The organism is Nostoc sp. ChiQUE02, from assembly GCF_034531305.2.
Lineage (GTDB): Bacteria > Cyanobacteriota > Cyanobacteriia > Cyanobacteriales > Nostocaceae > Nostoc.
The window spans coordinates 159,667-186,483 of sequence record NZ_JAVRBN020000002.1; the positions used below are offsets into that span (position 1 = coordinate 159,667).

28 protein-coding genes are annotated in these 26,817 nt (G+C 41.6%); 11 read left to right on the plus strand and 17 right to left on the minus strand.

Annotated elements, in window-relative coordinates; translation table 11 throughout:
- Positions 1 to 159 precede the first annotated feature (159 nt).
- The 3 genes from RM347_RS02840 to RM347_RS02850 all read left to right on the plus strand — a co-directional run bounded on the left by RM347_RS02840 (position 160) and on the right by RM347_RS02850 (position 2,376).
- Positions 160 to 357 carry a hypothetical protein gene (locus RM347_RS02840; RefSeq protein ID WP_322717982.1) on the plus strand — a complete coding sequence of 66 codons (198 nt, stop codon included), beginning with the start codon at positions 160 to 162 and terminating at the stop codon, positions 355 to 357.
- Positions 358 to 419: 62 nt separating this feature from the next.
- Positions 420 to 677, plus strand: coding sequence for a cytotoxic translational repressor of toxin-antitoxin stability system (locus RM347_RS02845; protein ID WP_069073154.1), 258 nt, complete (start codon positions 420 to 422; stop codon positions 675 to 677).
- Positions 678 to 789: 112 nt separating this feature from the next.
- A complete protein-coding gene (locus RM347_RS02850; protein WP_322717983.1) occupies positions 790 to 2,376 on the plus strand; it encodes a glucose-6-phosphate isomerase in 1,587 nt (528 codons plus the stop codon).
- A 149-nt stretch (positions 2,377 to 2,525) separates the two neighbouring features.
- On the opposite strand, the gene RM347_RS02855 is transcribed toward RM347_RS02850, so the two are convergent.
- The 4 genes from RM347_RS02855 to RM347_RS02870 all read right to left on the minus strand — a co-directional run bounded on the left by RM347_RS02855 (position 2,526) and on the right by RM347_RS02870 (position 7,857).
- On the minus strand, positions 2,526 to 3,185 hold the full coding sequence (locus RM347_RS02855; protein WP_322717984.1) for a Nif11-like leader peptide family natural product precursor: 660 nt from the start codon (positions 3,183 to 3,185) through the stop codon (positions 2,526 to 2,528).
- Positions 3,186 to 3,760: 575 nt separating this feature from the next.
- Positions 3,761 to 5,230, minus strand: coding sequence for a DUF1802 family protein (locus tag RM347_RS02860; protein ID WP_322717985.1), 1,470 nt, complete (start codon positions 5,228 to 5,230; stop codon positions 3,761 to 3,763).
- Positions 5,227 to 7,134 (minus strand): P-loop NTPase fold protein, encoded by a 1,908-nt coding sequence (locus RM347_RS02865; RefSeq protein WP_322717986.1) that lies wholly within the window; start codon positions 7,132 to 7,134, stop codon positions 5,227 to 5,229. The genes RM347_RS02860 and RM347_RS02865 overlap by 4 nt, the downstream gene beginning before the upstream one ends.
- A 63-nt stretch (positions 7,135 to 7,197) precedes the next feature.
- Positions 7,198 to 7,857: a hypothetical protein gene (locus RM347_RS02870; RefSeq protein ID WP_322717987.1), complete on the minus strand. Its 660-nt coding sequence runs from the start codon at positions 7,855 to 7,857 to the stop codon at positions 7,198 to 7,200.
- 339 nt (positions 7,858 to 8,196) lie between these two features.
- On the opposite strand from RM347_RS02870, the gene RM347_RS02875 reads away from it, so the two are divergent.
- The gene (locus tag RM347_RS02875; protein WP_322717988.1) at positions 8,197 to 8,688 is read left to right on the plus strand and encodes a hypothetical protein; all 492 of its coding nucleotides are present in this window, start codon (positions 8,197 to 8,199) and stop codon (positions 8,686 to 8,688) included.
- A gap of 93 nt (positions 8,689 to 8,781) precedes the next feature.
- Positions 8,782 to 9,111 carry a translation initiation factor gene (locus tag RM347_RS02880; RefSeq protein ID WP_322717989.1) on the plus strand — a complete coding sequence of 110 codons (330 nt, stop codon included), beginning with the start codon at positions 8,782 to 8,784 and terminating at the stop codon, positions 9,109 to 9,111.
- A gap of 204 nt (positions 9,112 to 9,315) precedes the next feature.
- Here the strand turns inward: RM347_RS02880 and mdh are convergent, their stop codons facing one another.
- The 5 genes from mdh to RM347_RS02905 all read right to left on the minus strand — a co-directional run bounded on the left by mdh (position 9,316) and on the right by RM347_RS02905 (position 12,943).
- Positions 9,316 to 10,308 carry a malate dehydrogenase gene (gene mdh, locus RM347_RS02885; protein ID WP_322717990.1) on the minus strand — a complete coding sequence of 331 codons (993 nt, stop codon included), beginning with the start codon at positions 10,306 to 10,308 and terminating at the stop codon, positions 9,316 to 9,318.
- 93 nt (positions 10,309 to 10,401) lie between these two features.
- Positions 10,402 to 10,617 (minus strand): NAD(P)H-quinone oxidoreductase subunit O, encoded by a 216-nt coding sequence (locus RM347_RS02890; RefSeq protein WP_322717991.1) that lies wholly within the window; start codon positions 10,615 to 10,617, stop codon positions 10,402 to 10,404.
- A 112-nt stretch (positions 10,618 to 10,729) separates the two neighbouring features.
- Entirely contained in the window at positions 10,730 to 11,599 is an 870-nt protein-coding gene (locus RM347_RS02895; protein WP_322717992.1) for a DNA-formamidopyrimidine glycosylase, read from the minus strand.
- 253 nt (positions 11,600 to 11,852) lie between these two features.
- On the minus strand, positions 11,853 to 12,068 hold the full coding sequence (locus RM347_RS02900) for a photosystem I reaction center subunit IV (protein ID WP_069073932.1): 216 nt from the start codon (positions 12,066 to 12,068) through the stop codon (positions 11,853 to 11,855).
- A gap of 290 nt (positions 12,069 to 12,358) precedes the next feature.
- Positions 12,359 to 12,943: a PAP/fibrillin family protein gene (locus tag RM347_RS02905; RefSeq protein WP_322717993.1), complete on the minus strand. Its 585-nt coding sequence runs from the start codon at positions 12,941 to 12,943 to the stop codon at positions 12,359 to 12,361.
- Positions 12,944 to 13,185: 242 nt separating this feature from the next.
- On the opposite strand from RM347_RS02905, the gene RM347_RS02910 reads away from it, so the two are divergent.
- Entirely contained in the window at positions 13,186 to 13,422 is a 237-nt protein-coding gene (locus RM347_RS02910) for a DUF3134 domain-containing protein (protein WP_109011289.1), read from the plus strand.
- Positions 13,423 to 13,501: 79 nt separating this feature from the next.
- On the plus strand, positions 13,502 to 14,593 hold the full coding sequence (mraY, locus tag RM347_RS02915) for a phospho-N-acetylmuramoyl-pentapeptide-transferase (RefSeq protein WP_322717994.1): 1,092 nt from the start codon (positions 13,502 to 13,504) through the stop codon (positions 14,591 to 14,593).
- 203 nt (positions 14,594 to 14,796) lie between these two features.
- On the opposite strand, the gene RM347_RS02920 is transcribed toward mraY, so the two are convergent.
- The 4 genes from RM347_RS02920 to dtd all read right to left on the minus strand — a co-directional run bounded on the left by RM347_RS02920 (position 14,797) and on the right by dtd (position 18,179).
- A complete protein-coding gene (locus tag RM347_RS02920) occupies positions 14,797 to 16,548 on the minus strand; it encodes a diguanylate cyclase (RefSeq protein WP_322717995.1) in 1,752 nt (583 codons plus the stop codon).
- Positions 16,549 to 16,685: 137 nt separating this feature from the next.
- A complete protein-coding gene (locus tag RM347_RS02925) occupies positions 16,686 to 17,198 on the minus strand; it encodes a MogA/MoaB family molybdenum cofactor biosynthesis protein (RefSeq protein WP_322717996.1) in 513 nt (170 codons plus the stop codon).
- A gap of 88 nt (positions 17,199 to 17,286) precedes the next feature.
- Positions 17,287 to 17,622 (minus strand): photosystem II reaction center protein Psb28, encoded by a 336-nt coding sequence (gene psb28, locus RM347_RS02930; RefSeq protein WP_322717997.1) that lies wholly within the window; start codon positions 17,620 to 17,622, stop codon positions 17,287 to 17,289.
- 104 nt (positions 17,623 to 17,726) lie between these two features.
- The gene (dtd, locus tag RM347_RS02935; protein ID WP_322717998.1) at positions 17,727 to 18,179 is read right to left on the minus strand and encodes a D-aminoacyl-tRNA deacylase; all 453 of its coding nucleotides are present in this window, start codon (positions 18,177 to 18,179) and stop codon (positions 17,727 to 17,729) included.
- Between the two features lie 106 nt (positions 18,180 to 18,285).
- Here dtd and RM347_RS02940 point away from each other — a divergent pair, with 106 nt between their 5' ends.
- On the plus strand, positions 18,286 to 19,092 hold the full coding sequence (locus RM347_RS02940; RefSeq protein WP_322717999.1) for an Rpn family recombination-promoting nuclease/putative transposase: 807 nt from the start codon (positions 18,286 to 18,288) through the stop codon (positions 19,090 to 19,092).
- A gap of 141 nt (positions 19,093 to 19,233) precedes the next feature.
- Here RM347_RS02940 and RM347_RS02945 read toward each other — a convergent pair whose 3' ends face one another.
- Positions 19,234 to 20,346, minus strand: a complete 1,113-nt coding sequence (locus RM347_RS02945; RefSeq protein ID WP_322718000.1) for a CobW family GTP-binding protein — start codon at positions 20,344 to 20,346, stop codon at positions 19,234 to 19,236.
- Between the two features lie 137 nt (positions 20,347 to 20,483).
- On the opposite strand from RM347_RS02945, the gene cysS reads away from it, so the two are divergent.
- The 3 genes from cysS to RM347_RS02960 all read left to right on the plus strand — a co-directional run bounded on the left by cysS (position 20,484) and on the right by RM347_RS02960 (position 25,042).
- Positions 20,484 to 21,929 carry a cysteine--tRNA ligase gene (gene cysS, locus RM347_RS02950; RefSeq protein WP_322718001.1) on the plus strand — a complete coding sequence of 482 codons (1,446 nt, stop codon included), beginning with the start codon at positions 20,484 to 20,486 and terminating at the stop codon, positions 21,927 to 21,929.
- A 74-nt stretch (positions 21,930 to 22,003) separates the two neighbouring features.
- Complete coding sequence (locus tag RM347_RS02955) at positions 22,004 to 23,443, plus strand: TldD/PmbA family protein (protein ID WP_322718002.1); 1,440 nt, start codon at positions 22,004 to 22,006, stop codon at positions 23,441 to 23,443.
- Positions 23,444 to 23,695: 252 nt separating this feature from the next.
- A complete protein-coding gene (locus RM347_RS02960; RefSeq protein ID WP_322718003.1) occupies positions 23,696 to 25,042 on the plus strand; it encodes a TldD/PmbA family protein in 1,347 nt (448 codons plus the stop codon).
- 119 nt (positions 25,043 to 25,161) lie between these two features.
- Here the strand turns inward: RM347_RS02960 and RM347_RS02965 are convergent, their stop codons facing one another.
- The 3 genes from RM347_RS02965 to coaD all read right to left on the minus strand — a co-directional run bounded on the left by RM347_RS02965 (position 25,162) and on the right by coaD (position 26,763).
- Positions 25,162 to 25,488 (minus strand): Ycf66 family protein, encoded by a 327-nt coding sequence (locus RM347_RS02965; RefSeq protein ID WP_322718004.1) that lies wholly within the window; start codon positions 25,486 to 25,488, stop codon positions 25,162 to 25,164.
- Positions 25,489 to 25,633: 145 nt separating this feature from the next.
- On the minus strand, positions 25,634 to 26,302 hold the full coding sequence (locus RM347_RS02970; RefSeq protein ID WP_322718005.1) for a DivIVA domain-containing protein: 669 nt from the start codon (positions 26,300 to 26,302) through the stop codon (positions 25,634 to 25,636).
- Positions 26,212 to 26,763, minus strand: a complete 552-nt coding sequence (coaD, locus tag RM347_RS02975) for a pantetheine-phosphate adenylyltransferase (protein WP_322718006.1) — start codon at positions 26,761 to 26,763, stop codon at positions 26,212 to 26,214. Before coaD ends, RM347_RS02970 begins: the two co-directional genes overlap by 91 nt.
- Positions 26,764 to 26,817: the final 54 nt, after the last annotated feature.

Sequence of the window (26,817 nt, forward strand, 5' to 3'; positions counted from 1 at the left end):
TTGTCCCCCCTGCTCCCTGCTCCCTGCACCTCTGCCCTCTTCACTGGGCGAATAAATTTTAGCGTAGCTTGGGCATAGTGCTAGATTGCCGTTAGGCCTTACTAATTTTTTGGGAATACTATTTATTGTTAGTGTTTGCTGGTAGGGAATCATTGACGTATGAATTTGCTGCGACTTAGAATGCATCACTTAATCGAGCAGTTAGCCGATGAGGATTTGCAAGACATTTGGAACGTTCTCGAAGCTTTACATTATGACTTTTATATGCTGAAAGCCATACAAAAAGTCAAGCGAGCACAGCAACCGTGGGATATCTTAACCCATGAAGAAGCAATACGACTGTTGATGTTTTTCTGATTCAGCAGCGCTTTCTTTTCTTGTGCCAGTGGCCCCTCAATTTTTGGTTAAGGTAACGCCTAGTGAGTCTAGAAATGCGCTATGCAAGGTCTTTTTTGCTAGACCTGAAGAATTTAGAACCTGCTGCTTACGAGCGGGTGCATGATTTTGTCTTTATTGAGTTAGCCCAAAAGTGGCAACTGACTGATTTAAAAGAACTACGACAGCTTGATGGTGAAGGCATTTTTCACCGCTTCACCCTCGATAATTATCTGATTGGTATAGAAATTAGGGGTGAAATTGTGAAATTTCTGCGTGTCATCCCTATGCCAGATGTTTAAGGAGAAGAGTTAAGCGAACACTTAAAACTGTAAACTGTATAAGGCTAGGCAGGGATCGCTATAACCTTCCATTAAACTGGTTTTTGAAAAACACTTTATTTGAGATTTCCCTATGGATGCTAGGGCACTTTGGCAACGATACCAAAACTGGTTATATTTCCACGAGGGATTGGGACTGTACTTAGATGTGAGTCGAATGCGGTTCGATGATGCTTTCGTGGATTCCTTGCGTCCGAAGTTTGACAAAGCGTTTGCGGATATGGCTCAACTCGAGAAGGGTGCGATCGCAAATCCTGACGAGAACCGCATGGTTGGACACTACTGGCTGCGAAATCCTGATTTAGCGCCAACTCCAGAACTTACACAAGAAATTGTCCAAACCCTAGAACAAATCGAATCCTTTGCGGAAAAAGTCCAAACAGGTGCTATTCATCCTCCCAGAGCAAGCCGCTTCACGGATATTATCTCCATTGGAATTGGTGGTTCCGCCCTCGGTCCCCAATTCGTCGCTGAAGCTCTTGCTCCTGATTTCCCGCCCCTGAAACTTCATTTTATCGATAACAACGATCCAGCAGGTATCGATCGCGTTCTTAATCATCTGCGAAACAGCCTCGCCAGCACTTTGGTCTTGGTGATCTCCAAATCTGGAGGAACACCGGAACCTCGCAACGGCATGATTGAAGTTAAAAAAGCTTACGCCGGACACAATTTGGAGTTTGCCCAATATGCGGTAGCTATTACCAGTCCTGATAGCAACCTCGATAAACTGGCCAAAGAAGAAGGTTGGCTGGCTAGATTTCCCATGTATGACTGGGTAGGAGGACGCACCTCAGAAATGTCTGCTGTGGGGCTAGTACCAGCAGCATTGCAGGGGATTGATGTTCGCGCCATGCTGGAAGGCGCAAAAGAAATGGATGACGCTACCCGCGTCCCAGATGTGAAAAATAACCCAGCCGCCTTGCTTGCTTTGTCTTGGTACTTTGCTGGCAATGGAAAGGGCGAAAAAGATATGGTTGTCCTACCTTACAAGGACAGCTTATTTTTATTCAGTCGCTATTTGCAACAGCTGGTGATGGAATCCTTGGGCAAGGAAAAAGACTTAGACGGCAACGTTGTCCATCAAGGCATCGCCGTTTATGGCAACAAAGGCTCAACAGATCAACACGCTTACGTCCAGCAGTTACGCGAGGGTGTAGCAAATTTCTTTGCTACCTTTATTGAAGTGTTGGAAGATCGTCAGGGCCCATCCACTGAAATAGATCCAGGAGTCACATCAGGCGATTATCTTTCCGGTTTTCTCCAAGGAACCCGACAAGCGCTTTATGAAAATCACCGCGATTCGATTACAGTCACCATTCCTCAAGTTAACCCCCGAACTGTAGGGGCATTAATAGCTTTGTATGAACGCGCTGTTGGTTTATACGCTAGTTTGGTCAACGTCAACGCCTACCATCAACCAGGCGTAGAAGCTGGCAAAAAAGCAGCCGCCTCCATTCTCGACTTGCAAACACGAGTGTTAGCAGTATTACAAAAAGAAAAAACTCCCATTTCTCTTGACGAACTCGCCGAGAAAGCAGGCGCATCAGAGCAAGTTGAGGCAATTTACAAGATTTTGCGTCATATCCATGCCAATCAGCGAGGTGTGGTTTTGCAAGGTGATCTTCAGAAACCTGGTAGTTTGACGGTTTCTGCTAGCTGATAGCTCTAGTCTAGATATCACATTTTGTCCATAATTGTTGTATCAGCAACAATTTTTTATTGTGAAGCATCCTAGATAGAAGATATATCTTCCGTCTAGGATGCTTCACTGTATAATTCGTAATTCGTAATTATGAATGACGAATTATTTTAATTATGAATTACCATGAGGCGTTGATTAAAATAGCTCTTGGGTAAGAAACAGCGATCAGGTAAAAAAGGATTGTTGATATTTTGACATAAGAAAGTACCCGGTTTATCCCTATGACAGAATGGTGGCACAATTCCCCAGTCTTCTGCCAGCCAAATCCAGTATCCTATTTCAATTCTGCCGTAGTTTGAACCTGTGAGAATCTCTCCAACGCTATTGTTGATAGATACTAATTGTGAAGATGATTTGATTTCAATTAACAGCCAAGATAACTCTTCTACAGAAAAGTAATAGCCATTCTCCGCAGCTATGTTGACAAACTGCTGCGGATCTTTAGCTATTAACAATTCTTCTTTGAGAGATGGCGTTTTTTGTGCAAAATCAAAAAGATCCCAAATCTGTCTTCTCGTAATTAGAAACCAGGCAAGTTCTTCTGCGGTCAGGTTATAACCATTTTCTGTTGCTAGCTTGAGAAACGGCTCAAGGCTATCTGTTTCTGCTAGTTGACATTTCAATAAGAAAGTTTGCTCTACTAGTAACAAAAAATCAATAATCTTTTGCCATGTAACCTTATCAAAAGTTTTGTTAATTTTTGTTTTATCTTTCCAATAAATGTATTTATCTTCTTTAAGAAAGAAATTCCAAATTTGATAATACATGGGTCATCTCGCCTAAGTTTTAAACTTGGTAGAGGTTTGTTATTAATGAACTCCAGTGTAGTCAGTATAATGTGTTTCTTCGACAGTACTAAATCTCCTATCTTCTGTAAATGAAATTACACAGTGGATAAGTATAAAATTTTTGTAAATTTTGTCACTATAAATAAAATATACTGAGAAAAAGACAAAGATTCTGATGCCTGCGGTGGGCTGCGCCTACGCGCTTTAATGCTTCTCATAAAATAAAATTAAGTCAATAGATAGTATTAATTATTTATAAATGAATCAACCGCAAAACAACCTGCACGTCGAGGTAAAATTTTTCCAAAACGCACTTTACCACCTGAAAAACTCGATAGATGCAAAGCTGAAGATGAAGTATTTTATCGGCGTTGTTGGACAATTTTTGAGCGTGTGCGTCTCAATTTGATTCAGGAACACTATAGCTGGTATGTTAACTTTGGGATAACTGTGGTGCTTACAGCAGGCTACATCTACGCACTTCAGTTATTTTGAAACGAACCGCCAAGACGCAGAGAACGCAGAGGGGAGAAAAGAGATATATTGTATTATCTTTAGTTAACAGGTAAATCGCGGAGAAAGTAAAAGCGATCGCTCTTCCAATCACTGCTTTTTATTCGTCCTAAATAACCTGTTAAAGGTGAGGAAAGTTCTATCAGCAAATCGTGAACTGCTTCATCAGTTAGCTTGGGGTTATGAGTGACATTATAATGAACACGAATTTCTGTAACTGTGAAACTCTGATGTGTAGCTTTTGAACTTTCGCTATCTTGTTCAAAGAGTTCTTTGACTACTGTAATAATCTGCGATCGCAACTTAATTTTTCTCTCAGCTTTATCAATATATTCATCAATTCTATAGTCAATTTGCCCAGGTTCTAGATATTGCTGTAATTCGACTAAATTAATAGCACCTGGATATTTTGCTTTGAATTCAACTAGTTTTTGTAGAGTCATTACATTTATAATACTGATTTTCGATATTTCAGCAGATTCTTTCAAATTTTTAGTCGGTTTACCTGGGCCAATAATTAACCTTACAGCTTGAAGATAATTTTCTTTTAGATGCCTTCTACCAATCCTATCTAATTCTTCTACTGCACGATCAGGAATGCTTTTACCTGCTTTGCATTCGCAAACAAGAGGATAAGGTTGTGAGCAAAATAAGTCTAAGCCACCTGCACCGCCTTTGTAGTTTTCTTCAACTCTGAATCCTAAAAAATCAAGGCTACGGCGTGCGATGATTTCAAAATCTGTACCAGCTTGATAGTTACTTTTACCCTCGTCTTGTTCGATGCTGCGATCGCCTAATTTTGCAATATCATTTATCCAAGCTAAATTTGGATCGGGTTGCTTAATAATGAGCTTGTCACTACTCCAACCCAAAAATGCTTTGATGTCGTCGTCTAATTGTTTCGCGGCTGGTTGGCTAATGCTTAGGGATGCGATCGCACTCTGCAATTCTTCCAATTCAGGATGCAGCGGGGGTTCTAGCTTTTCTAACTGGCGTTTGCGTTGGGCGAAGGTGCGATCGTTTAATACTGGTAAATCAACAGATACCGTCAACGGATCAGGTAAACCTATAAACTGGCTTTGTGGATTCACAGGTATTTCAATTGGCTGAGACAACAAATAGACACGCAAATAAGCAAGAAAGATATGCTTCCTTTGCAGCAAAATCTCTTGTAATCCTTTTGTTGTCCAAATATTTAATTGTGACAAAGCTTTTAATGATTCTAAGTTATTTAGCATTTGGCACAGTTCACACTTACCCCAAGATTGAATCCAGACTGTTTCAGAACTTATTGGAGTAATAACTTTCTGGGTAATCGTCAATAAATTTGACTTGTAGTATTGTTCATCAGGTAACACGTTGATTGAGGTTGCAGACGGATAAAGAGCAAAGGAACGCCCCGGATGAATAAATGTTCGGGGTAGAGCTATAATTATTCGCCCTTGTAGCAAAGCTTCAACGTCGCGAGAAGGTAGACATAAGGCAGTATTGAGCAAAATTAAATTACTCATAAACCAAGTTTAACAAGTAGATTATCGAGCATAGCATCTACGTCTTTAGTTACATTTTGATTTTGTATAGACTGAGTTTCAGCAATACATTCTTCATTTATTAAACCACTAGGAATTTGACCAGATGGGTCACTTAAAATTTCACGTATCAAATAGTTATCAACTGCAATTTTGTATTGAACTATAAATTGAAAAATTTCCCCTTCGCTAACTTCATAATCTTTGTAAGCTTGCTTAACAAATAAAATCGCTAAAAGAGGCTTAACATCTTCAATACTAAGCTTGACAAATTCTCCTCCTAAATTTTTAGAAAGTAGTTCATCCAAATGTTCTTTTCCTTTAGTATTAGTCTTCACGTCTTTAGCACGAACTAAGCAGCCACGAGTCATATCAAATGTTTTATAATCTATTAATCTTTTCAATGCGGCACTTACAAATCTATTGCTAGATTCTTGCACAACTGCTACTACTATTTTGACAACTCTTCCGTCTTCCTTACCAATAATTCTAAAGTTGAGGTAGCCTTTGTCTACATTTTTGACTATAACTTCTTCAACGTCATCGATTTTTAGCCTTTCTACAGTTTCACCTTTCAGTGTTAGTAAACAAAAACGTATAGCATCAGCTATGGTAATACTGTCTTCAAAGTAATTTTCTATTGTGTTATCAAGTGCTGCAAGTTCTTTATTAAAAGCTTTTTCAATTTTATTTAGTGGATCTACTTGCTGCGGTAGACCACCAGGTAAATTCCAATTATTTGTACACCACTGTAAAACCTTTCTAACTATTGGTTTTTCTTTACCAAGCTCTCGTAAATTATTTTCATCAAAAGGATAGACAGGATGAGGTGGAGTTAAATTATTTGTATCATAAAACTCTTTCAGCCAGTGCGAGACAAGAGTTACTACATCATCACTATTAAGATGCCTTAAATCAAATTTCTTTTCACCAATTCTGTCAATAACGGAATCTGCTTGTGGTACAACTTTAACTTGTTGCGTCCAAGTTTCATCGAACATAGCTAGAATTAAGACTCCACGTTTAATTTGGCTATATATATCTTTTGCAAACAGAGCAATAACCTGTGCTCTTGTAAAACCCTGCTCATTACAATTGAGGCTTTCTAACTCATCAAAGCAGATGACTATTGTCCTGTAATCACCAATTAAGTCTAGAATTTGGCATACTGTTTGGAATGCTTCAGCTTCTTTATCATCTTGACTAGTATTTGGTAATCCCATAGAGTCAGCTTGTGACTGTGCTAAGTCTCTGCCAGCAAGCCAATTAATTGCAAATGAAACTTTATCTAAGGAAAGTGTCCATAGGATAGCCTGAATCAAATAAGGATTTTCAATATTTGGCTTAAGTTTCATTACTTTAGCAGTCAAGGCATCAACTATTTTGGGATGTTGAGCTAAAACCCCAGGAAATCGCTTCATTAACTCTTGAGGAGTGTAGCTTGACTTATATACCTCATTGACTAAAGTAGTTGCCATCTCTTGCCATTGCATTACACTTTGATTACCAGTCTGTTTTAGACTAGATGCCAATGTGTTTAGAAATTTAGAATGTATTTTGTTTAAATCACCATAATCAACTTCGCTCATATAGACAAAAAAACTATCACCTTCATCCTGAATATGGTGACGTATTCGACTCATTAAGTGACTTTTACCTAGTCCTTTTTCAGCTTTGATAGTTATACCAATAACTGAACGTTTTCCTGCGCTAATTTGCTCTACTGCCTGAAAGACAGCATCTGATGCATGAGCATTTATGGAAGGAACATCAGGAAAAGTTTGGTTCCAGATATCATAATTTCTGACTACTAATGATCTATCAAATGGGTTATGGCTTGTAATAGCTTTATTGATATCTGAATATGAAGAGAAAGAATTATTCATGATTGTGCATCTATTGAAAATAATGACTAAGAAAAAAAAGCGGAAATAACCGAGTAACTTAGTTTAAAAATTGAGGCGTTTAGCATAACAGCGTAATCCACTGACTTTAGTCGTAATGGAATCTTCAATCTTGTCGGGGGCGCTATCTTCTATGCTTCCACCCTGAAGTTGCAAAATATCTTTCTCTTGAATTTCTAGCAGCCATGTGTTGAAATTTTCACGACTAACCCGATCGCCTATTTCTCTCCTGATGCGATAAATTGGCACCAGATCATCTAGGTTGTAGTTTTGGTTAAGCTTCTCGTAGACTTCCAACGCTACTGACTTAAACTCGTCGTAAGATGCGATCGCACCTTTAACCCCATTAGCTGGTACATATGCACTAGTTAACGCGACATCTATCTGACTAATCCACCGCAACAACGCATTCGCCGCCCAAGTACCGACAATCGTCCCTTCAAACTTAAAATCACCACTTCTCAAACCCTCGCCCAATACCTCTAAACCCTTGGGAGATGTCAGAGAGTATCCTTTTTTGGAGAATGCGATCGCACCCTGATTCTGTAATTCCTCAAATGAACCCTGATAATCTGCTACCTTCTGGCTTTTGGATACAATTCGCTTAGTGAGTTGACCCTTTTTAACTTCCTGCTGCGTTCCTCCCAAATCCCACAAAGCCAAAAGGAGACGAGTTCTAGTTTGGGCTGTATTTTTTAATGTCATATTTGAGTGTATTTTTTGGCAAAGATCATCATAGTAGCTGTATCTTTTTAATTTATTTACCCCAAAAAAATAACCGAGAAATTGCTGAATATCTCGGCGTTTTAGCTAAATTGATTAATAAAAAATCAATAAGATATTTCCTTAGGATGAATGCAGTTTCTCTCAAAGGCGGGATGGAATACCTGAGAAAATCGCTCATCATAACAGTGAAACGCTGTAGCTGTGCAGTTGTAAATTGAGTGGTAGATGTTTTTTCAATTCCAGGTGAAATAACAGGAATTCCAACTTTGTATTTGCAACAGCAAGGCTTTTAGTAAATACAGGTGATGACGAAATCCGATGAACACAATATATAAAGAACGTAAAATAGTTTCGCGTCTATTTGCAGTGCTGCTTTCCGCATTGCTGATGGTACCTTTGCTGAGTAGCTGCGGAGGTGGTTCCAAAACTGCTACGCCACCACCTGTTGATGATACCGTTGGTAGAACAGTAAGCGATCGCAACGCTACAAACCAACCCGAAGCTAAAAAAGGATTAGGTACAGGGCAAAAAGTGGCTATTTTGGCCGGAGCTGCGGCTCTTTATTACCTCTACAATCAACATAAGAATGCTCCACAAGAAGGAGCGCAAGGTAAGTACTATCTTTCCAAAAACGGGCGTGTATACTACCGAGATGCTGAACATCGCGCTCACTGGGTAACTCCACCATCAGAAGGAATTCGAGTACCGGAATCTGAAGCACAAAAGTATCGGCAATTCCAAGGCTATAACGGGAGTTCTTCAGGTCGCGATCTAACTGGCATAACTTCATCCGCAGCTCCACCACTCTAGATAGCGAAGCGTGTGTAAATCTAAAGCGGGTTTCCCGGAGGATAACGCCGATCGCGCACGTCGGAAACACGAACTTAAATCAGGAGACATATCATGGTAGATGACTTTTTGCGAAAGGCGAAAGATTTCCTCTTGGGATCGAACAGCGATCGAGCTGAAGATGCTGAATATCGCGATCGCAATGTCCGCCCAGCCAGCGAAGACCCATACGGTGACCCCGCCGACCCGGCGTCTTATGGCAACATCAGCCCAGCTAGTGAAGACCCCTACGGTGACCCCGCAGATATCTCGTCTTATGGCAACGTTCGCCCAGCTAGTGAAGACCCTTACGGCGACCCCGCAGACCAAGGGGAGTTTGGTAACGTCCGTCCAGCTAGCGAAGACCCCTACGGCGACCCCGCAGATCAGGATTACCCTCGTTAACGCAAAACCTAACCCCCAATCCTCTTCGCTACCAAGAAATGGGGAGAATTCAAAGCCTTTCCTCTTCTAGAGGAGATGTTTTGAGAGAGGCTTTCCAGATAAAAGTCAGGGTGTTATAGGGTGATAAATTTCAGAATAACAAATGAGGCAACGGGATTAAAACCTACTGCCTTTTTTTTTGCTGCTATTTCTACAAATTACGAATTACGAATTATTTAGTGACTTGTTGTCAGCTAAAATTTCCTGCGATCGCTCAATATTTTGACGCACAGATTCAGCCGAAGTATGCAAAGCCTCTCTTTCCTCATGGGTAAGCGTCAATTCCAAAACGCTCTCAATTCCACCGCATCCCAACCGACAAGGAACACCAATTACTACATCTTCTAAACCGTATTCACCTTGCAGATACGCCGCCACAGGCAACAACCGCGACTGATTTAGCAAAATCGATTCTACCATCACACTGGTAGCCGATGCTGGAGCAAAAAAAGCACCACCCGTCTGCATCAATTCCACAATTTCTGCGCCACCGTTCCGAGTTCTTTCTACCAAGCGTTCAATTGTGGCTGCATCCAGCAATTCAGTGATGGGAATGCCGTTAACGGTAGCATAACGAGACAAGGGAACCATTAAATCGCCGTGGCTACCTAATACCATCGCTTTGACATCGGCGGGCAAAACGCCCAATTCTAGGGCAACGAAGGTTTCAAAGCGAGCCGAGTCTAACACACCAGCCATACCCATAATGCGATCGCGTGGTAAACCTGTAGCTTGCCAAGCCAAATAAGTCATCACATCCAACGGATTGGTGACGACAATAAAAATAGCATTGGGAGAATGAGCGATCGCATTCTTTGCTGCTTCCACCACAATCTTGGCATTGGTTTTCAGCAAGTCATCCCGACTCATCCCTGGTTTGCGGGGAAGTCCTGCGGTAATCACCACAATTTGGGAACCAGATGTATCAGCATAATTATTTGTGCCGATAATCTGGCGATTATGTATTTCAATTCCCCTGGCTTCCATCAAATCCAGCGCCAAACCTTGGGGCATTCCCGCAATAATATCTAGTAAAACTACATCTGCCAGGTTTTTCTCCGCAATGCGTTGGGCTAAAGTACTGCCAACCCTACCCGCACCCACGATGGTGACACGGGGTAAATTACACACAATTGGGGAGTTAGGGGAAAAAGACATAAATTAAAGTGCGATTTTTATCAACAAGAATTCAGGAGTCAGAATTCAGCATTGATTCTATCTCCTAGATTCTGACTTCTGAATTCTTTTTTATTATTTAAACTCTTCGAGTTGATCTACACGTAACCAAATATTAGGTGTTGGTACTTTCCCGAACTTAACAAGGGCGTAATCACCTTTGACATCTACAATTTCACCCTTGCTGTCAAACAAATAGGAAGGAAAGCGAGCATCACTGGCTTTTGCTTCCAGACTGTTTTCCAGTTTCTCGCGGACAGCGCGAACCATATCTCCTTTTTTGACTGCCATCAATTCCCCTCTCAAATTTGTAACTTGTTTTATCTATCTGCATTTTAAGAGAGTTCTGAGTTAGAAGTAAAAATTCCTAACTCTTGTACAGACGCGATTAATCGCGTCTCTCCTAACTCATAACTCCCCGTAGCGTTTGACACTGTGGGCAAAAGTGACTAGATCGCCCAGCTAACCTGATCCGCATAATTGGGGTGTCACAAACTCGACAGGCTTCTCCTGCGCGATTATATACCCAGGCAACACCACCATAGTTGCCGTTAGTACCTTTAACGCTTAGAAAATTACTAAAAGTCGTACCACCAGCCTCAATACTGGTTTCTAACACTTGAATTATGGCTGTTCGCAAACGCTCAATTTGCTTTAGCTGCAAATCTATACACAAAGTTTCAGGTAAAATTCCACTTTTAAACAATGCTTCATCAGCATAAATATTACCTAATCCCGCCACCACCGATTGATCCAGTAGCGCAGTCTTAATCGGACGGCGACGGTTTTGGAGTTTAAGAGCTAGATATTCGACAGTGAATTCGGGTGAAAATGGGTCTGCTGCTAGTTTGGCCAAACCAGTCATAATACTTTCTACAGCAACACCAGGTGGAACCCACCACATTTTACCGAAGGTACGTTGATCAACAAAGCGTAATTCCTGGTGTTCCCCAAAGAATAATCTAACTCGTGTGTGCTTATGTAATGGTTCATCTCGATGCAGCCATAGTAGTTGACCGGTCATTCGCAGATGAACCCCTAGCCAACTGGTTAAGGAAGGGGAAGATGAGGGAGTGAGTTCGGCTAGGAGATACTTACCGCGACGATGCCAAGTAGCGATTGCATTCTTTTTAATTCCATCAACAAACTCACCGACAGAAAACGGGTAGGCGATGGTGCGATCGAGCAACACATCTCCACCCGTGATTTCTTGGTTGAGGGTCAATTGGTTTAGACCCTTTCGGACTGTTTCAACTTCAGGCAGTTCAGGCATTCAAGCTGATTAAGCAGACAATTTTGATGATGTATTTCAGGGATCGAGGAAGAAGAGATGGGGTAGTACTTACACATCCGTATGTGGCTCGTATTACTACCCAAGAGAAACCGTAAATACCCGCAGGGCAGCTTCTCATAGATTAGGGTAGGCTTGGATGAAAGATGAATGAACTGAAAGTTTCAGACTTCATACTTCAGACTTAAGACTACCCTTCATCGTCGCATCAAACAACCCCCTTATAGCTTTGCTGCTATTTTTTCGGTGGTTTAGCCTTTGGTGCTTCAACCTCTACCAATTCATCCTGAGCAAAGTTGTTGGTATTGATACCAGAGTAATTGACCTTCTCAAAGCGGACAATTACAGGGTATTTGATGCCGCTTTGGTCAATAGAAGCCACAGTTCCAAGATCCTGAAACCAGTAGGATTCAGGGCGGAGAATACGTACTTTAGAACCACGTTGAACCATGATTGTTTTCCCTTTTAGTTATCAATCGCCAATCTAGAGGGCTAATTGATTTCACTCTACAACCTGAAGGTCGCAGCAAGAGTCTTTGTTAAGTTATTTGTCTGAATTGGGCATTAGGGGCTAGGGATTGAGGAACTCAAGGCCCCCTCTGGGGATTAGGGATTGAATATTAGTTATTCTTTCTGCCTCATCTCCCCTTACCACATCCCAAATTTAAAACTGTATTAGACCCTACTTGACAAGGTACACGTTATAGCGTACCTTCATCGCAAACAGTATTTTTCATAAACTTATGTTTTACTCAATATGAACACGCTCCCCTCGTTACCTCTGCCGATCCGCAGATCGTTATCTATATAAGTGATATCTAACCAGCCTTGCTGTTTATCACTCTTGATTGCAAAATCAAACGCCGGAAATTTTTTACCTGCTTCAATTTGTTGGATAAAAGTTACCGGAGAATTGTATTCTATTAAACGTTGTAAGCCGATAATAGAACGCTCAAATTTCACTTGGACACGCCGACCTGAAACTGGCTCAAATTTAGCAGCAACACTGACTAATCCTTCTAAATAAGGTAAGCCATAAATCTCAGCTATGTTGTAAACACTGGCAGTATCTACCCGGATACACTGATAGATTTGACCCAGTTTGCAGAAAGGTAGACGATCTAAGTTTAAAAGAGCATTGCTGGTGGTGTATAGTAATCGCCAATTGCCATCTAGCAAATTACTAGCTTCTACCGGACGGGGTGTAGGATTAAAATCTTCTAAATTGGCGATCGCTGCTAAGATAGCCTGTTTCTGTGCTTGGGTCGCCAGTAGACCGCGATTTGTACCAGCGATCGCATCTATAAGAGCCGCTTTTCCGATCATCGCCTGTCACCTCAAAAATCAGTCCTTTCCATCAGCATAAACAAGATATTCATGACCTATGTGTAGAGCCATAAAAATTACTAAATAAGCGTTTTGCGTAAGCCATACGCCTATTAAATAAAAAATTTCTATCTGAATGCGGATTTATCAACTAAAGGGTTGAAAGGATAACTAAATTAATCCGTGTCAAGTGATAGACTCTAAATGTCAACTTACGTAAACCTTTTCTTGTCCTTTTCGATATGTTGAACTCTCCATTACGTGAAGTACCTCGTAATCAGCGAGCCGATGTCATCCCCTTAAAGCAAGAGTCTTCTTTGTTGGACTGGTTGCAAACCAACGGTAGGATCATCGCACGTGACGTTCACGAACCGGATTTTCAAGATGACGAAGAAGAAATAGACTCCCTAATGGGTGTAGAAGATGGAATTGGCTACGACCTTGATGATGATGACGATATAGGAATCGCCGAGGATTAGCCTTTTCAGGCTAGGGACTTGGTAGTATCCCTAGTGCCTGGTATTCAGTTTTATAAGTGTGGAGTGAAGGGAAACTTCTGTGGACGCTAAATTATCTCCTGAGCAAGGTTTAAATATTTCTGGAATCGCTCTAGCCTCTTTATTAGCCGTAGGGCTAGGTACGACAGCATTTTTCTTGGATTCGATGGCCAATAGGCTACCGTGGCAAAGTATGTCGTTAACCCTGCCATTACTTTTATGTGCGCTGGGTTCAGGTATTGTGGGTTATTGGGTAATACCCCTACTTCAAGCACTCAAAACTGGACAAATAATTCGCGAAGATGGACCCCAAGCCCATCTAAAAAAAGCAGGCACCCCAACAATGGGAGGTATATTTTTTATACCTGTAGGTGTGATAATTGCCTGCATATTGTCTAACTTTGCTACTGACGTGCTTGCAGTTTCGGCATTGACAATCAGCTATGGATTGATTGGCTGGCTCGACGATTGGCAAATTCTGCGCCGTAAATCAAATAAAGGTATATCTCCCCGCACAAAACTAGCTTTGCAGGTAACTTTTGCGGCTATGTTTTGTCTATGGCTGATGTTTAATCAACCTTCTAATATTACAAATATTGCTTTGCCTTGGGTGAGCTTTACACTACCCTTAGGATTCTTATTTTGGCCTTTAGCAGGTTTTGTGCTAGTTGCAGAAAGTAATGCGACTAATTTAACAGATGGTATTGATGGCTTGGCAGCAGGAACAGTAGCGATCGCACTTTTGGCATTAGGTGCCCTAGTCGCGCCTACAGCACCTGGGTTGATGGTTTTCTGTGCTGCTTTAAGTGGTGGGTGCTTAGGTTTCTTAGCCCATAACCGTAACCCAGCCCGCGTCTTCATGGGAGATACCGGTTCACTTGCACTGGGAGGAGCTTTAGCTGCTGTAGCGCTATTGACAAACACTTTAGTAGCTCTGTTCATTCTTAGTGGTATCTTTTTCGTAGAAACTCTTTCGGTGATGGCACAGGTAAGTTATTACAAAGCCACCAAAGGTCCTGATGGCAAAGGCAAGCGCCTCTTCAAAATGGCACCCTTACACCATCATTTAGAACTGACTGGTTGGTCAGAATTGCAAGTGGTTGGAGTATTTTATGTCATCGCTGCTATATTGGCTGCCATCTGCTTGGCGTAGGCGCAGCCCGCCGCAGGCATCGCTCCATTCTGAATCGTTTGAAAAACTGCTCGAATACAAAATGACAACTTCCACATCTTCAGGGAGTTGTTTTTTTATATAGAAAATTTATGAGTTTCTGATTTCTATGCTGGAAAGTCTGACGCTTGATGCCGACTGATACCATTTCACCGCTTGGGGTTTTTTGAATTATGAATTATCAATTAATTATAGGTATTTACATACTCCATAACTCGATTCTTCCCTGTTCGCTTTGCCTCAAGCATCGCTTGATTTGCCCGATCCAGAAAATCCTTAACCGTAATCCCTGGTTCTGATACAGCTATTCCAAAAGAAGCAGTAATGTTTTCCAGAATACGATCGCCGTCCTTCAATTGCATTTGTTCAATATCTATCCTGAGTTGTTCTACTCGCTTTCTGAGAGTTTCCAGCGTCATATTAGGCATCACAATCACAAATTCTTCACCACCCCATCTGCAAGGAATATCAAAAGAGCGAATAGATTTTAACAGCAGTTTTGCTAATCCCTGGAGAACAATGTTGGCAGTTACATGCCCATAGCGCGTGTTGTAAGATTTGAAGTTATCAATATCAAGGAAAATAACACTAAGAGGTTGTCCCAACCTTTCAGCTTCCGCTAGCCTCTGTTCAGTTATGCTTTGCATATAATTTTGATTGAATAGTTGGGTCATCCCATCCCGCAAGTTATCATAAGTTAAACGTTGTTTTATCGATAGATTATTCAGTGCGATACCTAAGGTTCTAGCAATAATCTCAGTAATTTGTTGATCTTCTGGACATATTTCTTCAAGGGTATAGATGTGTAAAACCCCAACTATTTCGCCTTGTCCAAAAAATGGAACACACAAATGTGTACCGATAACAGGCTGTATTAAGTGGCTGCACATTAGTCCGAAATTACGAGGCGATAAAAGGTTTAATTTACCTCTCCGCAATGCCCAACACTCAGATTGTGAAAATATTTCTTTACTAGTTCTTTCATCTCCCCAAATACTATTCATCTGAACATAATTCTTGGAATTAGAAATTATATAGATAGAACCACTCATATTAGGAAACAGCTTGGAACAGGTTAAAGCGACTACTTGATACACCTCATCTTCCGACTCGCAGGAATAAAGCATATCCGCCATATCTGAGAGATATATAAGTTCTCGTTTTTTTGCCTCTAATTCCAGTGCTTTTTCTTCTAGCTGCCGATTTAAGTCAGTGAGCGATCGCTGTGCTTCTATGGATTCTGTAATATCGATACTAATGCCACCGATGCGGCAAGCGCCTGTTGCATAATCGCTAAACGGAAACTTAAAGGATAGCCAGTAACACGGCTGATCGTTACCAGGTATCTTTACCTCTTCAATCAGCTTCAAGGGGCGTAGGGTCTTCAAAACGACTCGATCGTTTTCCATTACCCGCCGCCCCTCTTCTGGATCTGGCAAGAATTCACTATCCGTTTTCCCCACCCATTCTTGTGGATCTACCGAAAATCTAGACTGTAGCTCCTGGTTGTAGTAGAGTATCCTAGATTGCTCATCTTTGATATAAGCTCCAAACGGGCCCTGATCTAGAAATAGCCGTTGCATCTGCTGGCTGCGTTGAAGTTCGCGGGTATCTTCTTGATATCTGGCGATCGCCTCTACAATTTGATAAGCGGTTGGCGTCAGGTAGAATAAGGCAGACAAGGAAACAAACGCCATTAAGTCAAGCACACCTAAGTGCAGCAGCGACACTGTCATATGTGGCTCAAAGATCGCCAAAAAGTGATGAAATCCGCAAAATAGTACGAATCCACCTGATAAGAAAAAGGCTAACCAAAATTTAGAAGGGATAGTTGCCTTAGTTTTGGCAAAGAAAACCCCTATTACTGTAGGAATGCCAAAGTATGAAAATGCAGTGATGCCGTGAGCAATTATGCAATTCCAGTAAATAGACTCCATTGCTGACCTGATATTAACATTTCATCCGATTCACTATAATTCTGGATAGGCTCAATATGTAAGAATAGAAGGGATGATTTTAGTGCCTCATGCCTTAGTTTTACAAAAGTTATCATGGTAACTTTTTGAAAGGCTGATCATTTCATCCCCTTACAAACCTGACTTACCAAGTGAGTGAGTTCGGGCAAAATCAGTTTTTCCATTGCCAGTCGCACAGCATTACTGGAACCAGGAAGCGAGAAGATTAATTTATCTTGATAAACACCAGCAACAGCACGAGAAGCGATCGCACGCGAACCAATTTCTTGATAACTTAAAAAACGAAATAACTCACCAAATCCCGGCAAAGTTTTCTCCAGTAACTTCTCAATGGCATCGTAAGTGGTATCTCTTGGTGCAATACCTGTACCACCATTGAAAATGACAGCATCCAAATTTGAGCTTTTACCCAGATTTTTTATCTGCCCTTGAATTTGTGTTGGTTCATCTTTGATAATCGTGTAGGCTCCTACAGCATGGTTAGCACCAATGAGTAGCTGCTGAATTAGCTGGCCACTTTTGTCTGTTTCCAAAGTGCGTGTATCGCTGACAGTAACCACAGCACAATTTACCGTAATTCTAGACGAGTCTGGGTGGGGTTGTGATGTCATGATGAACTTCTTAAACCGCTATATAAAGTTATTAGTCCTTAGTTTTTGGTTTTTAGGAAATAACTAATGACTAAGGACTAATTACAGCTTAAGCTTTGCTCAGTCCCAGATCGTTTTCTTCAGCATACCGCTCCATGAAGCGCATAAAGCGATCCCATTCTTGAGCAGATTTCATTACGTAAAGTGCTTCTAATTCTTCCGGTTTCCCATTGACAAATTTAGCCTTAACTTCACGGGTAATTATTTCGCCTTCTTCATCAATCAAGTACATCCCCGTAATATCTTCGGTAGTACCTTGATCTAAAATCTTCGGATTCGTAAAAATAAACGTTGCTGTACCACTGTCGCCAGTGCGCGATCGCGTCAGACGCACATCTGGAGTTACTTCTTCGTCAAGACCTCTAGAAAACTGGATTTTCGCCATGATGAATGAATTTAAACTTTTGTGATGGTTAATTTAATATTCTCTCACCAATTAGAACACCACGGTCTATAGGCTACTGTTATTCATTTTTTTAGTGTATATACTTAAATTGCTTCTTTTTCAAGTAACAAAGTTACGGGGCCATCGTTTTCAATTGTAACTTGCATCATTGCACCAAATTGACCTGTTTCCACCTGCAAACCGCTAGCTTTTAACTTGATAACAAAACGATTATATAAATCTTCTGCTGACTGAGGAGCCGCTGAACGGTCAAAAGAAGGACGGCGACCTTTGTGACAATCACCGTAAAGCGTAAACTGACTGACTACTAATAAATCGCCACCAATTTCTTGTACAGATTTTTGCCAACGGTCGTCTCCTTCTTTGTCAGGAAACAGCCGCAATTCTAAGCACTTACGCACCATCCAGTCGATTTCAGCATCAGTATCGGTGTTAGCAATACCCACGAGCAAATTTAGCCCCCGCCCAACTTTACCGACAATTTCACCATTAACTGTAACTTGAGATGATTTGACTCGCTGGATAACAACGCGCATTTTAATCTAAACGTTCATCAACGTTTCAATTTTAGAGCGATTGCATTCTTAAACTGCAAACTAAATATAGAAACAATGAGCGCCGACCACCTGATAAAATCTCTTAATGTTTGATAACGTTTGTAAGTTCCTTGCTGAAACTTTCTCCAGTGACTTTGCCACTTGGTTATTAGGAGAATCTATTACCCTCACAGAATTAAGTCCTTCTGAGCTTTCTCTTGAACCAATCCGCGCCGATGCGTTGATATTGCTCCAATCCGATGAAGTTGTGCTGCATTTGGAATTCCAAACCCAACCCAAAGCTGATATTCCTTTTCGGATGATTGACTATCGGTTGCGAGTGTATCGCCGTTTTAAAACTAAGCGAATGCGCCAAGTGGTGATTTATCTGCAACAAACAAATTCAGAATTTGTGCAGCAAACCACATTCACTTTGGAAGAAACCTTTCATAGGTTCGAGGTAATTCGTCTTTGGGAGCAACCAACAAGTGTATTTTTGGAGCATCCAGGATTATTACCATTTGCGGTGTTAAGTCAGACAAATAACCGCACCGCTACGTTACAACAAGTTGCTCAGGAAATTTCAGAAATTACTGACCAACGTATCCAGAATAATATTGCAGCCTCAGCCTTCATTCTGGCTGGGCTAGTATTAGAGAAAGAGATAATTCAACAATTGCTGCGGAGAGAACTTATGCAGGAGTCAGTAACTTATCAAGCTATCCTTGCTGAAGGTTTAGCCGAAGGTCGTGCTGAAGGTCGTGCTGAAGGTCGTGCTGAAGAAGTGCGGCGTGTAGCGATGAATTTGCTAAAAGAGGGAATTTCAGTGGAAATAGTAGCGAAAGTGACGGGGTTATCCGTGGAGCAGGTACAGCAGTTGGGAAGTGAAGAAGCTGGTAATGCAGGGGAGTGAAGAAGCGATGTCTACGACGGGCTACGCCTACGCTATTTTCTCATTTTCATTGATCAAAATCGATGGCGGAGCCATTGGGAATGCATTCCCAGGTGGAACCTGGGAACGTACAGACGCGATTAATTGCGTCTCTCCTAACTTTTATTTGCCAAAGCCTTTACCGCGAGAGGTTGAAGGTAGACAAATACAGTTTTCGAGTTGAGTAATTAAAGCCTCACGATCCAAATTTTGACCAATCAGCACTAGCTGGTTTTTCAATTGACCTTGCCACTCATCATCATCTAAGGTAAAGCGTTTACCGCAAAGATGGAAAATATGACGCTTTGGACTTTCATCAAACCACATAATCCCCTTCGCTCGGAAGATATTTGAGGGTAGCTGGTTATCTAAGAAATACTGAAACTTCCTAATAGAAAAAGGCTTGTCACTTTGGAAAGATATCGAACTAAAACCATCATTTTCTAAATGGTCAGAATGATGGTGGCCATGATGATCGTGGTCATGGTCATGATGGTCGTGACCGCATGTTGAGTGATCATGATCGTCATGATCGTGATGCTCGTGGTTGTGATGATCGTGGTCATCTTCCACTTTGTCAAAATATTTATCAGACTCAAACAGACCAACACTCAGAATTAAAGGAAGTGGCACTTGCGATCGCGTTGTGCGGAGAATTCTTGCTCCTTCCTTAACTTCGTTAATTTTTGTTTCTAACTCATTCAAAGTGGCTTCATCAACCAAATCAGCCTTGTTCAGCACAATTACATCGCCATAGGCAATCTGGCTGTACGCTGCCTGAGAGTTAAATAAATCTAGGCTATAATTCGCCGCGTCTACCACGGTAATAATCGAATCTAAGCGGGTTAAATCCCGCAATTCTGTGCCCAAGAATGTTAAAGCTACTGGTAGCGGATCTGCTAATCCAGTTGTTTCCACTACTAGATAATCTAGATTTTCTTGGCGTTCTAAAACTTTGTAAACTGCATCTACTAAATCATTATTAATAGTGCAGCATATACAACCATTATTTAGCTCCACCATGTTCTCACCAGTGGAAACAATTAGCTCGTTGTCGATGCCAATTTCGCCAAATTCATTCACTAAAACAGCGGTTTTCAAACCCTGTTGGTTGTTGAGGATATGATTAAGTAAAGTCGTCTTTCCACTACCAAGGAAACCCGTAATAATTGTTACTGGCATTCCTTGTTTGGGCGTATCCATTGCCGAAGATTCGGGTGTAACTGCTGATTGCATAGCGCTGTTATCAAATAGTCAAAAAATAGTAATGTAGCGCAGATAGTCCAGAAAACACTAGCATAGGGATGCTGGACTGTCATCCCAGCTGCTTTACCCTATTATTACGTATCTCTCTATTTCAGCATTACTCTGTTATGACCCTAACCCTTCACAATACCCTCACCCGTCGTCAAGAACCGTTTGAAACAGTCGAAACAGGCAAGGTTAAGATGTATTACTGCGGCGTGACGGTGTACGACTACTGCCATTTGGGTCATGCTAGAGCTTGCATCGTTTGGGACGTAGTACGCCGATACCTCCAGTTTATCGGCTATGAAGTGCGATATATCCAAAATTTTACTGATATTGATGACAAGATTCTCAATCGAGCCTGTGTTGAACATTCATCGATGGAAGCTGTAGCCGATCGCTTTATCAAAGCATATTTTGAGGATATGACGCGGTTGGGAATCAAAGAAGCTGATGAGTATCCCCGTGCTACCCACACGATGAATGGCATTCAGCGGTTAATTCACGAATTGGAAAATAAGGGTTTTGCCTACCCTGCTGACGGCGATGTGTATTATGCAGTGCGGCAGTTTGCTGAGTATGGCAAGCTTTCTGGACGTAGGTTAGAAGATATGCAAGCGGGGAAAAGCGATCGCGTCAATGTAGAAGATCCAGAGTACCAGAAAAAGAAAGACCCCTTCGATTTTGCCTTGTGGAAAGCAGCAAGACCAGGAGAACCTGCTTGGGAATCACCGTGGGGCCCAGGTCGTCCAGGGTGGCACATTGAATGCTCGGCAATGGTGCGCGATCGCTTGGGTGATACCATAGATATTCATGCTGGTGGTGCTGACTTAATTTTTCCTCATCACGAAAACGAAATTGCCCAATCTGAGGCCGTAACAGCAAAACCCCTAGCGCGTTACTGGTTGCATAACGGTATGGTGAAGGTAGATGGTGAAAAAATGTCCAAATCTTTGGGCAATTTCATCACTATTCGAGAATTGCTGGATCGAGGAGTTGACCCGATGGCGGTGCGGTTGTTTGTGCTGACTGCTCAATATCGTACACCAATTGATTTTACCGATGAAGCGATCGCTGCCGCAACCAACGGTTGGCACACCATTAAAGAAGGTTTACTCTTCGGCTACCAATACGGTAAACAACTAGGTTGGGGAGTGGGAACTGCTTCACTGCTAGCTGAAACTGTTGAACGCTTTCAAGAAACTGTGAATAACGACTTTAATTTTCCTGGTGGATTAACAGTGCTGTTTGAATTAGCCAAAGAGCTGCGCCGTGAGGGAAATATTCTTGTGCATGAAGGGAAAACCGAAACATCACCAGATGAGTTACAGCGTCAATGGCAAACTCTTGTCACATTGGCTGGAGTTTTGGGTTTAGAAGCCAAGATAGAAGCGGAACCTGACAAGAGTAATGGTTTAAGCGATGCGGAAATTGAAGCGAAAATTGAGCAAAGGCAAGAAGCACGTAAAGCCAAAAATTTTGCCGAAAGCGATCGCATTCGTGACGAACTCCAAGCACAAGGTATTACGCTAATTGATAGCCGTGATGGCACACGCTGGCACCGAAATTAGAGAGGACTGAGAACTAGGAATCGAATTCTTCCCAATGCCCCATGTCCAATGCCCAATTCCCAATTCCTTAAATTATGTGGTCTGAACTTAAGAAAGCGATCGCTAGTTTCGATATACCCGCTGATTGGATTGGTATTAGAGCCGTAAAGGAGACTTCTACTACCCGTTCAGTTCGTGACGCCTTACCCCAACTAAACGGCAAATCCTTCACTGTTGGAGCCATGCTGGAAGTTTTGGTTAATGGTTGTCTGGGTTATGCAGCTACGAACTCTCTAGAACTGTCTTCCCTGCAAACCGCCGCTCAAACAGCCTATAAACAGGCATTAGCAGCCAGTGAATGGTGGATACATCCCTTCCGTGAAAGTGAGCGCCCTAAAGTCGTTGGTGAATATAAATCTCCATTTCTTGAGCCATTGGATGCTCTAAGTCCAGGAGAAATCAACGATTTACTGGTTCGTATTTGCCAAACGCTCAAAGTTGACGACAAAATTGTGCAAACCATAGCTAGTGCCAGCACAATCGAAAGAGAATCTTGGTTTGTCAGCAGCAATGGCTCAGAAGTCTATCAAAAAATACTATCTATAGGCACTAATTACGGAGCCACTGCTCAAGATGGAACAATCATACAGCAGCGCAGCAACAACGGCTCGCAAGCAAACTGTTATCAAGGCGGACTCGAACTATTAAAACAAGAAAACTTATGGCATCGGGTGCGGCAAATAGGCGAACAAGCAATAGAACTCTTGACAGCAGAAGAATGCCCAACCACCCGTACCAATTTGGTTTTAGCCCCAGATCAAATGATGCTGCAAATCCATGAAAGTGTCGGGCATCCCCTAGAAATTGACCGAATTTTGGGAGATGAGCGTAACTATGCTGGGGGCAGTTTCGTTAATAAAACTGATTTTGGCAACCTAGTATATGGTTCGCCGTTGATGAACATTACCTTCGATCCCACTGTCCCTGGAGAATTTGCCAGCTATGGCTTTGATGATACGGGTGCTGTAGCAACGCGGGAGTATTTGGTTAAAGAAGGTGTACTGCAACGGGGTGTAGGCAGTCTGGAGAGTCAAGCAAGAGCAGGTGTACCAGGAGTTGCCTGTGCCCGTGCTTCCTCATGGAATCGACCAGCGATCGATCGCATGGGAAACTTGAATTTAGAACCTCTAAACGCTACCTTTGAAGACATTATTGGCGGGATAGAACATGGCGTTTATATGGAATCTAACCGATCTTGGTCAATCGACGATCGCCGCTACAAATTTCAATTTGGTTGCGAGTACGCTAAATTAATTGAAAAGGGTAAACTCACCAAAACCCTCCGTAATCCCAACTACCGCGCCACAACACCAGAATTTTGGCATAGTTTAATCCAAGTAGGAGATGCCACAAACTGGCAAATGTATGGTACTCCTTATTGTGGTAAAGGAGAACCAAATCAGGCCATTTGGGTAGGGCACGGTTCACCTGTTTGTGTATTTGCTAATGTCGAAGTTTTTGGTGGAGGAAGTTGAAAAAGTTAAAAGTGAGGAGTGAGGAGTTGTTAGTTAAGTAAGTAGGCATAATTAAACATAAAATAAAATCCTAGTTCGTAGTGAGCGGTTCATCGCTCAAAACAAGGATTATTAGGACTAAAGTCCTTACTACAAAGTTTAATTGATTTACGCCTAGCTAATTAGGAGTTTTAAATAAAAAAAATCTTCAACATATACCTCCTAACTCCTAACTTTCTCTTCCTCATTATTCCCTATTAATATTTAATATCCATGAAACTTGAAGAATTATCTACATTAGAAGTCAGCTTCAATCGACTGATTGAAACTCTAGTTATCAAAAAAGCACAAAATGAACAATTCACTGTGAGGCTCAGTAGTGAAAAAAGTCAATTTACTCGTTTCAATCATGCAAAAGTACGACAAACTGGTTGTGTTATTGATGGTTGGATCGAACTGACTTTGATGGCAGTTCAGCGCAGCAGTGTTCGGCAGTTTCCCTTTACTGGAAATTGGGACATAGATTGGCAATTAGCATATTCTGCTTTACAGGAACTACGTGACGAACTGATACTACTACCCATCGATCCATATCTAGTTTTACCATCAGGAACTAATACCAGCCGGGAAGTACATTCTGGGAATTTATTGGCGGCAGAAGCAGTAGTACCAACTGTGCTAGAACTAGTTGCAGAATTAGATTTTACAGGTATATATGCAGGGGGAGTGGTAATTAAAGCTTATGGTGATTCTAGCGGTCAAAAACACTGGTTTGCTACTGATTCTTTTACCTTAGATTATTCTTTATTTTCTACCTCTGAACAAGCATTTAAAGGCACATTTGCCGGGAGTGATTGGGATGAATCTGCTTATATAGCCAAAATTAGCGAAGCCAAAAAGCAACTCGAATTGCTTTCTCGTCCAGCGAAACAATTGCCACGGGGACAATACAAAACTTATTTTGCACCTGCTGCTGTTGCAGATTTATTAGTAATGCTTTCTTGGGGAGCAGTAAGCGAAGCTGATATCCAACAAGGAAACAGTGCTTTAGCTGCTTTATCGCGTCAAGAAAAACAACTTTCTCCAAGATTTAGTTTGAAAGAGAATTTTCAGCAAGGATTAGTGCCGCGATTTAATGAATTGGGAGAAATGGCAGCACCGGAGTTACCTGTAATAGAAAAAGGATATTTGGTAAATACTTTGGTGAATTCTCGAACTGCTAAGGAATATCAAAAAGTTGCCAACGGCGCTAATGGTTCAGAGACTTTACGAGCGCCAGAAGTGAGTCCGGGAAATTTAGTATTTGAGCAGATTCTTCCGAGTTTAGATACAGGATTATATGTATCTAATTTGCATTACTTGAATTGGAGCGATCGCCACACTGGTAGAATCACAGGTATGACCCGTTATGCTTGTTTTTGGGTAGAAAATGGAGAAATTATTGCTCCCATTGAAAACTTACGTTTTGATGAAAGTCTCTATCGCTTCTGGGGAGAAAATTTAATAGATTTGACTACTTTTCAGGAGTTTATTCCCGAAGTAGGTACTTATGAAAGTCGCCAATTAGGAGGTAGTTTAGTTCCCGGTATGCTGGTGGAAGATTTTACATATACTTTGTAGCCATCTTGTGTAAAAATACCCGATTTTTGCTAGAGACGCGTTAGCGTAGCGGGACGTTCGCGATAGCGTCTCGTAGAGAAGCCCAGTCCAAGTTCACGTCTCTACAGCAAATTATCAAATCACCTATCTCTATAAACTGCATTAATTACAATATCTTTGACACTCAGGTAAAGAATTAACAGCAACAATACAAATTGCTCAAATTGAAGAATTGGATCTAAACGCCAACCTTGATAGAACAAAATTGCTCCACTCAACAACATTATAATTGGCGTAAATATAAGTTGGATAATGTAAAGGGCTAAAGCCCAACCTCTAAGTCTGGTTCCACGCTGGGATAACCAAGCTACTGTTAAAATCAAGTAAATAATTGCCCAAAGCAAATAAATAATTCCAATTAAACCAGCTATATTTAATCCAAAGTTAACTTGAGCGAAAGTGAACATTTATTAAAAATCCTGCTTTATGACAAGCCAAAATTTTAAATGTATTACCAGGTAGATTCCCTAAAAGTCTTCTTTAATGAAAATTGTTGGGTTAAGCAATAGCGAAACCCAACCTATAATTTTTCCCCATCTCTCGTTAGAACCTCTATCTTTTTTTGCCAGGAGGTGAACTGCGCTGGGTGAGGTTATCAATTTGCAATTGTTGCCGTCCATTGGTGATAATTCGCAACATATCTTTGAGATCCTGCTCAATATTTTCCAGGACACCATCGGCATACGCATCAGCACCATCTTCAATTTCTTGAGCATGAGCGATCGCAGTTTGTCGCATTTGCTCTAACTCTTGCTGACAAGCATATCGCTTGCGGTCAATCTCTGCGAGGGTTTCTTGCATTATTACCTCACACTCTCGTTGCACTTGTCGCCGCAGTTGTTCAGCTTCTTGTTCTGCCTGTTGAATAATATCGCTTTCAGCTAAAATTTGTGCTCTTTTTGCTTGTGCAGCCTCAACAACCTGCTGCCCATACTCTTCCGCTTCCAGCAGAATTTCATCTTTTTGTTCCAGAATCACTGCTGCTTCTTGAAAAAGTGATGGTAAGGCAAGCCGGATGTAATCAAGCTGATCTAGCAGCTTTTCTTCATCTATGAGTGTGCGTCCCGTCAGCGGAATCCTGAGACTAGAGAGAACCATTTCCTCTAGGCGGTTGAGTTCCTGCTGAATATCTATGCTTCCCTCTCCACTGAGATATTCTTGAGGGAGGGGATTGCTTCCGTTGAGATTGGGTTCAACATTGGAGATTTGTGATTGTAGCATTGGTATATATCTAGGGCAATGTGTGGGGGAACGAGATGATCGATAGAGCCACCAAACCTTGCAATCTCTTTTACCACACTACTACTTAAAAAACTATATTCATTTGAGGTTGCGAGAAAAACTGTTTCTATTTCGGTAGAAAGAGTTTTATTGGTGTGAGCCATTTGCAGTTCCACTTCAAAATCTGACACAGCCCGTAAACCCCGTAGCAAAACTTGTGCTTGTCGCATTTGGGCATAGTTGACGGTAAGACCATCAAAGCTGTCTGCTTCTACATTAGGTAGATGTTGTGTAGAATGACGAATCTGATCTAGCCGTTGCTGCACACTAAAAAGTGGCATTTTGTTGGGGTTCCGCAGTACAGCGACAATCACCCGTTCAAACAGTCGACTACTGCGCTGGATGAGGTCAAGGTGTCCCAAAGTGATGGGGTCGAAGCTACCAGGATAAATAGCAATCACAATTTTAGATATATCAAAGTTGTTTAGGTGATTATATCGAAACCGTTTTGTGTA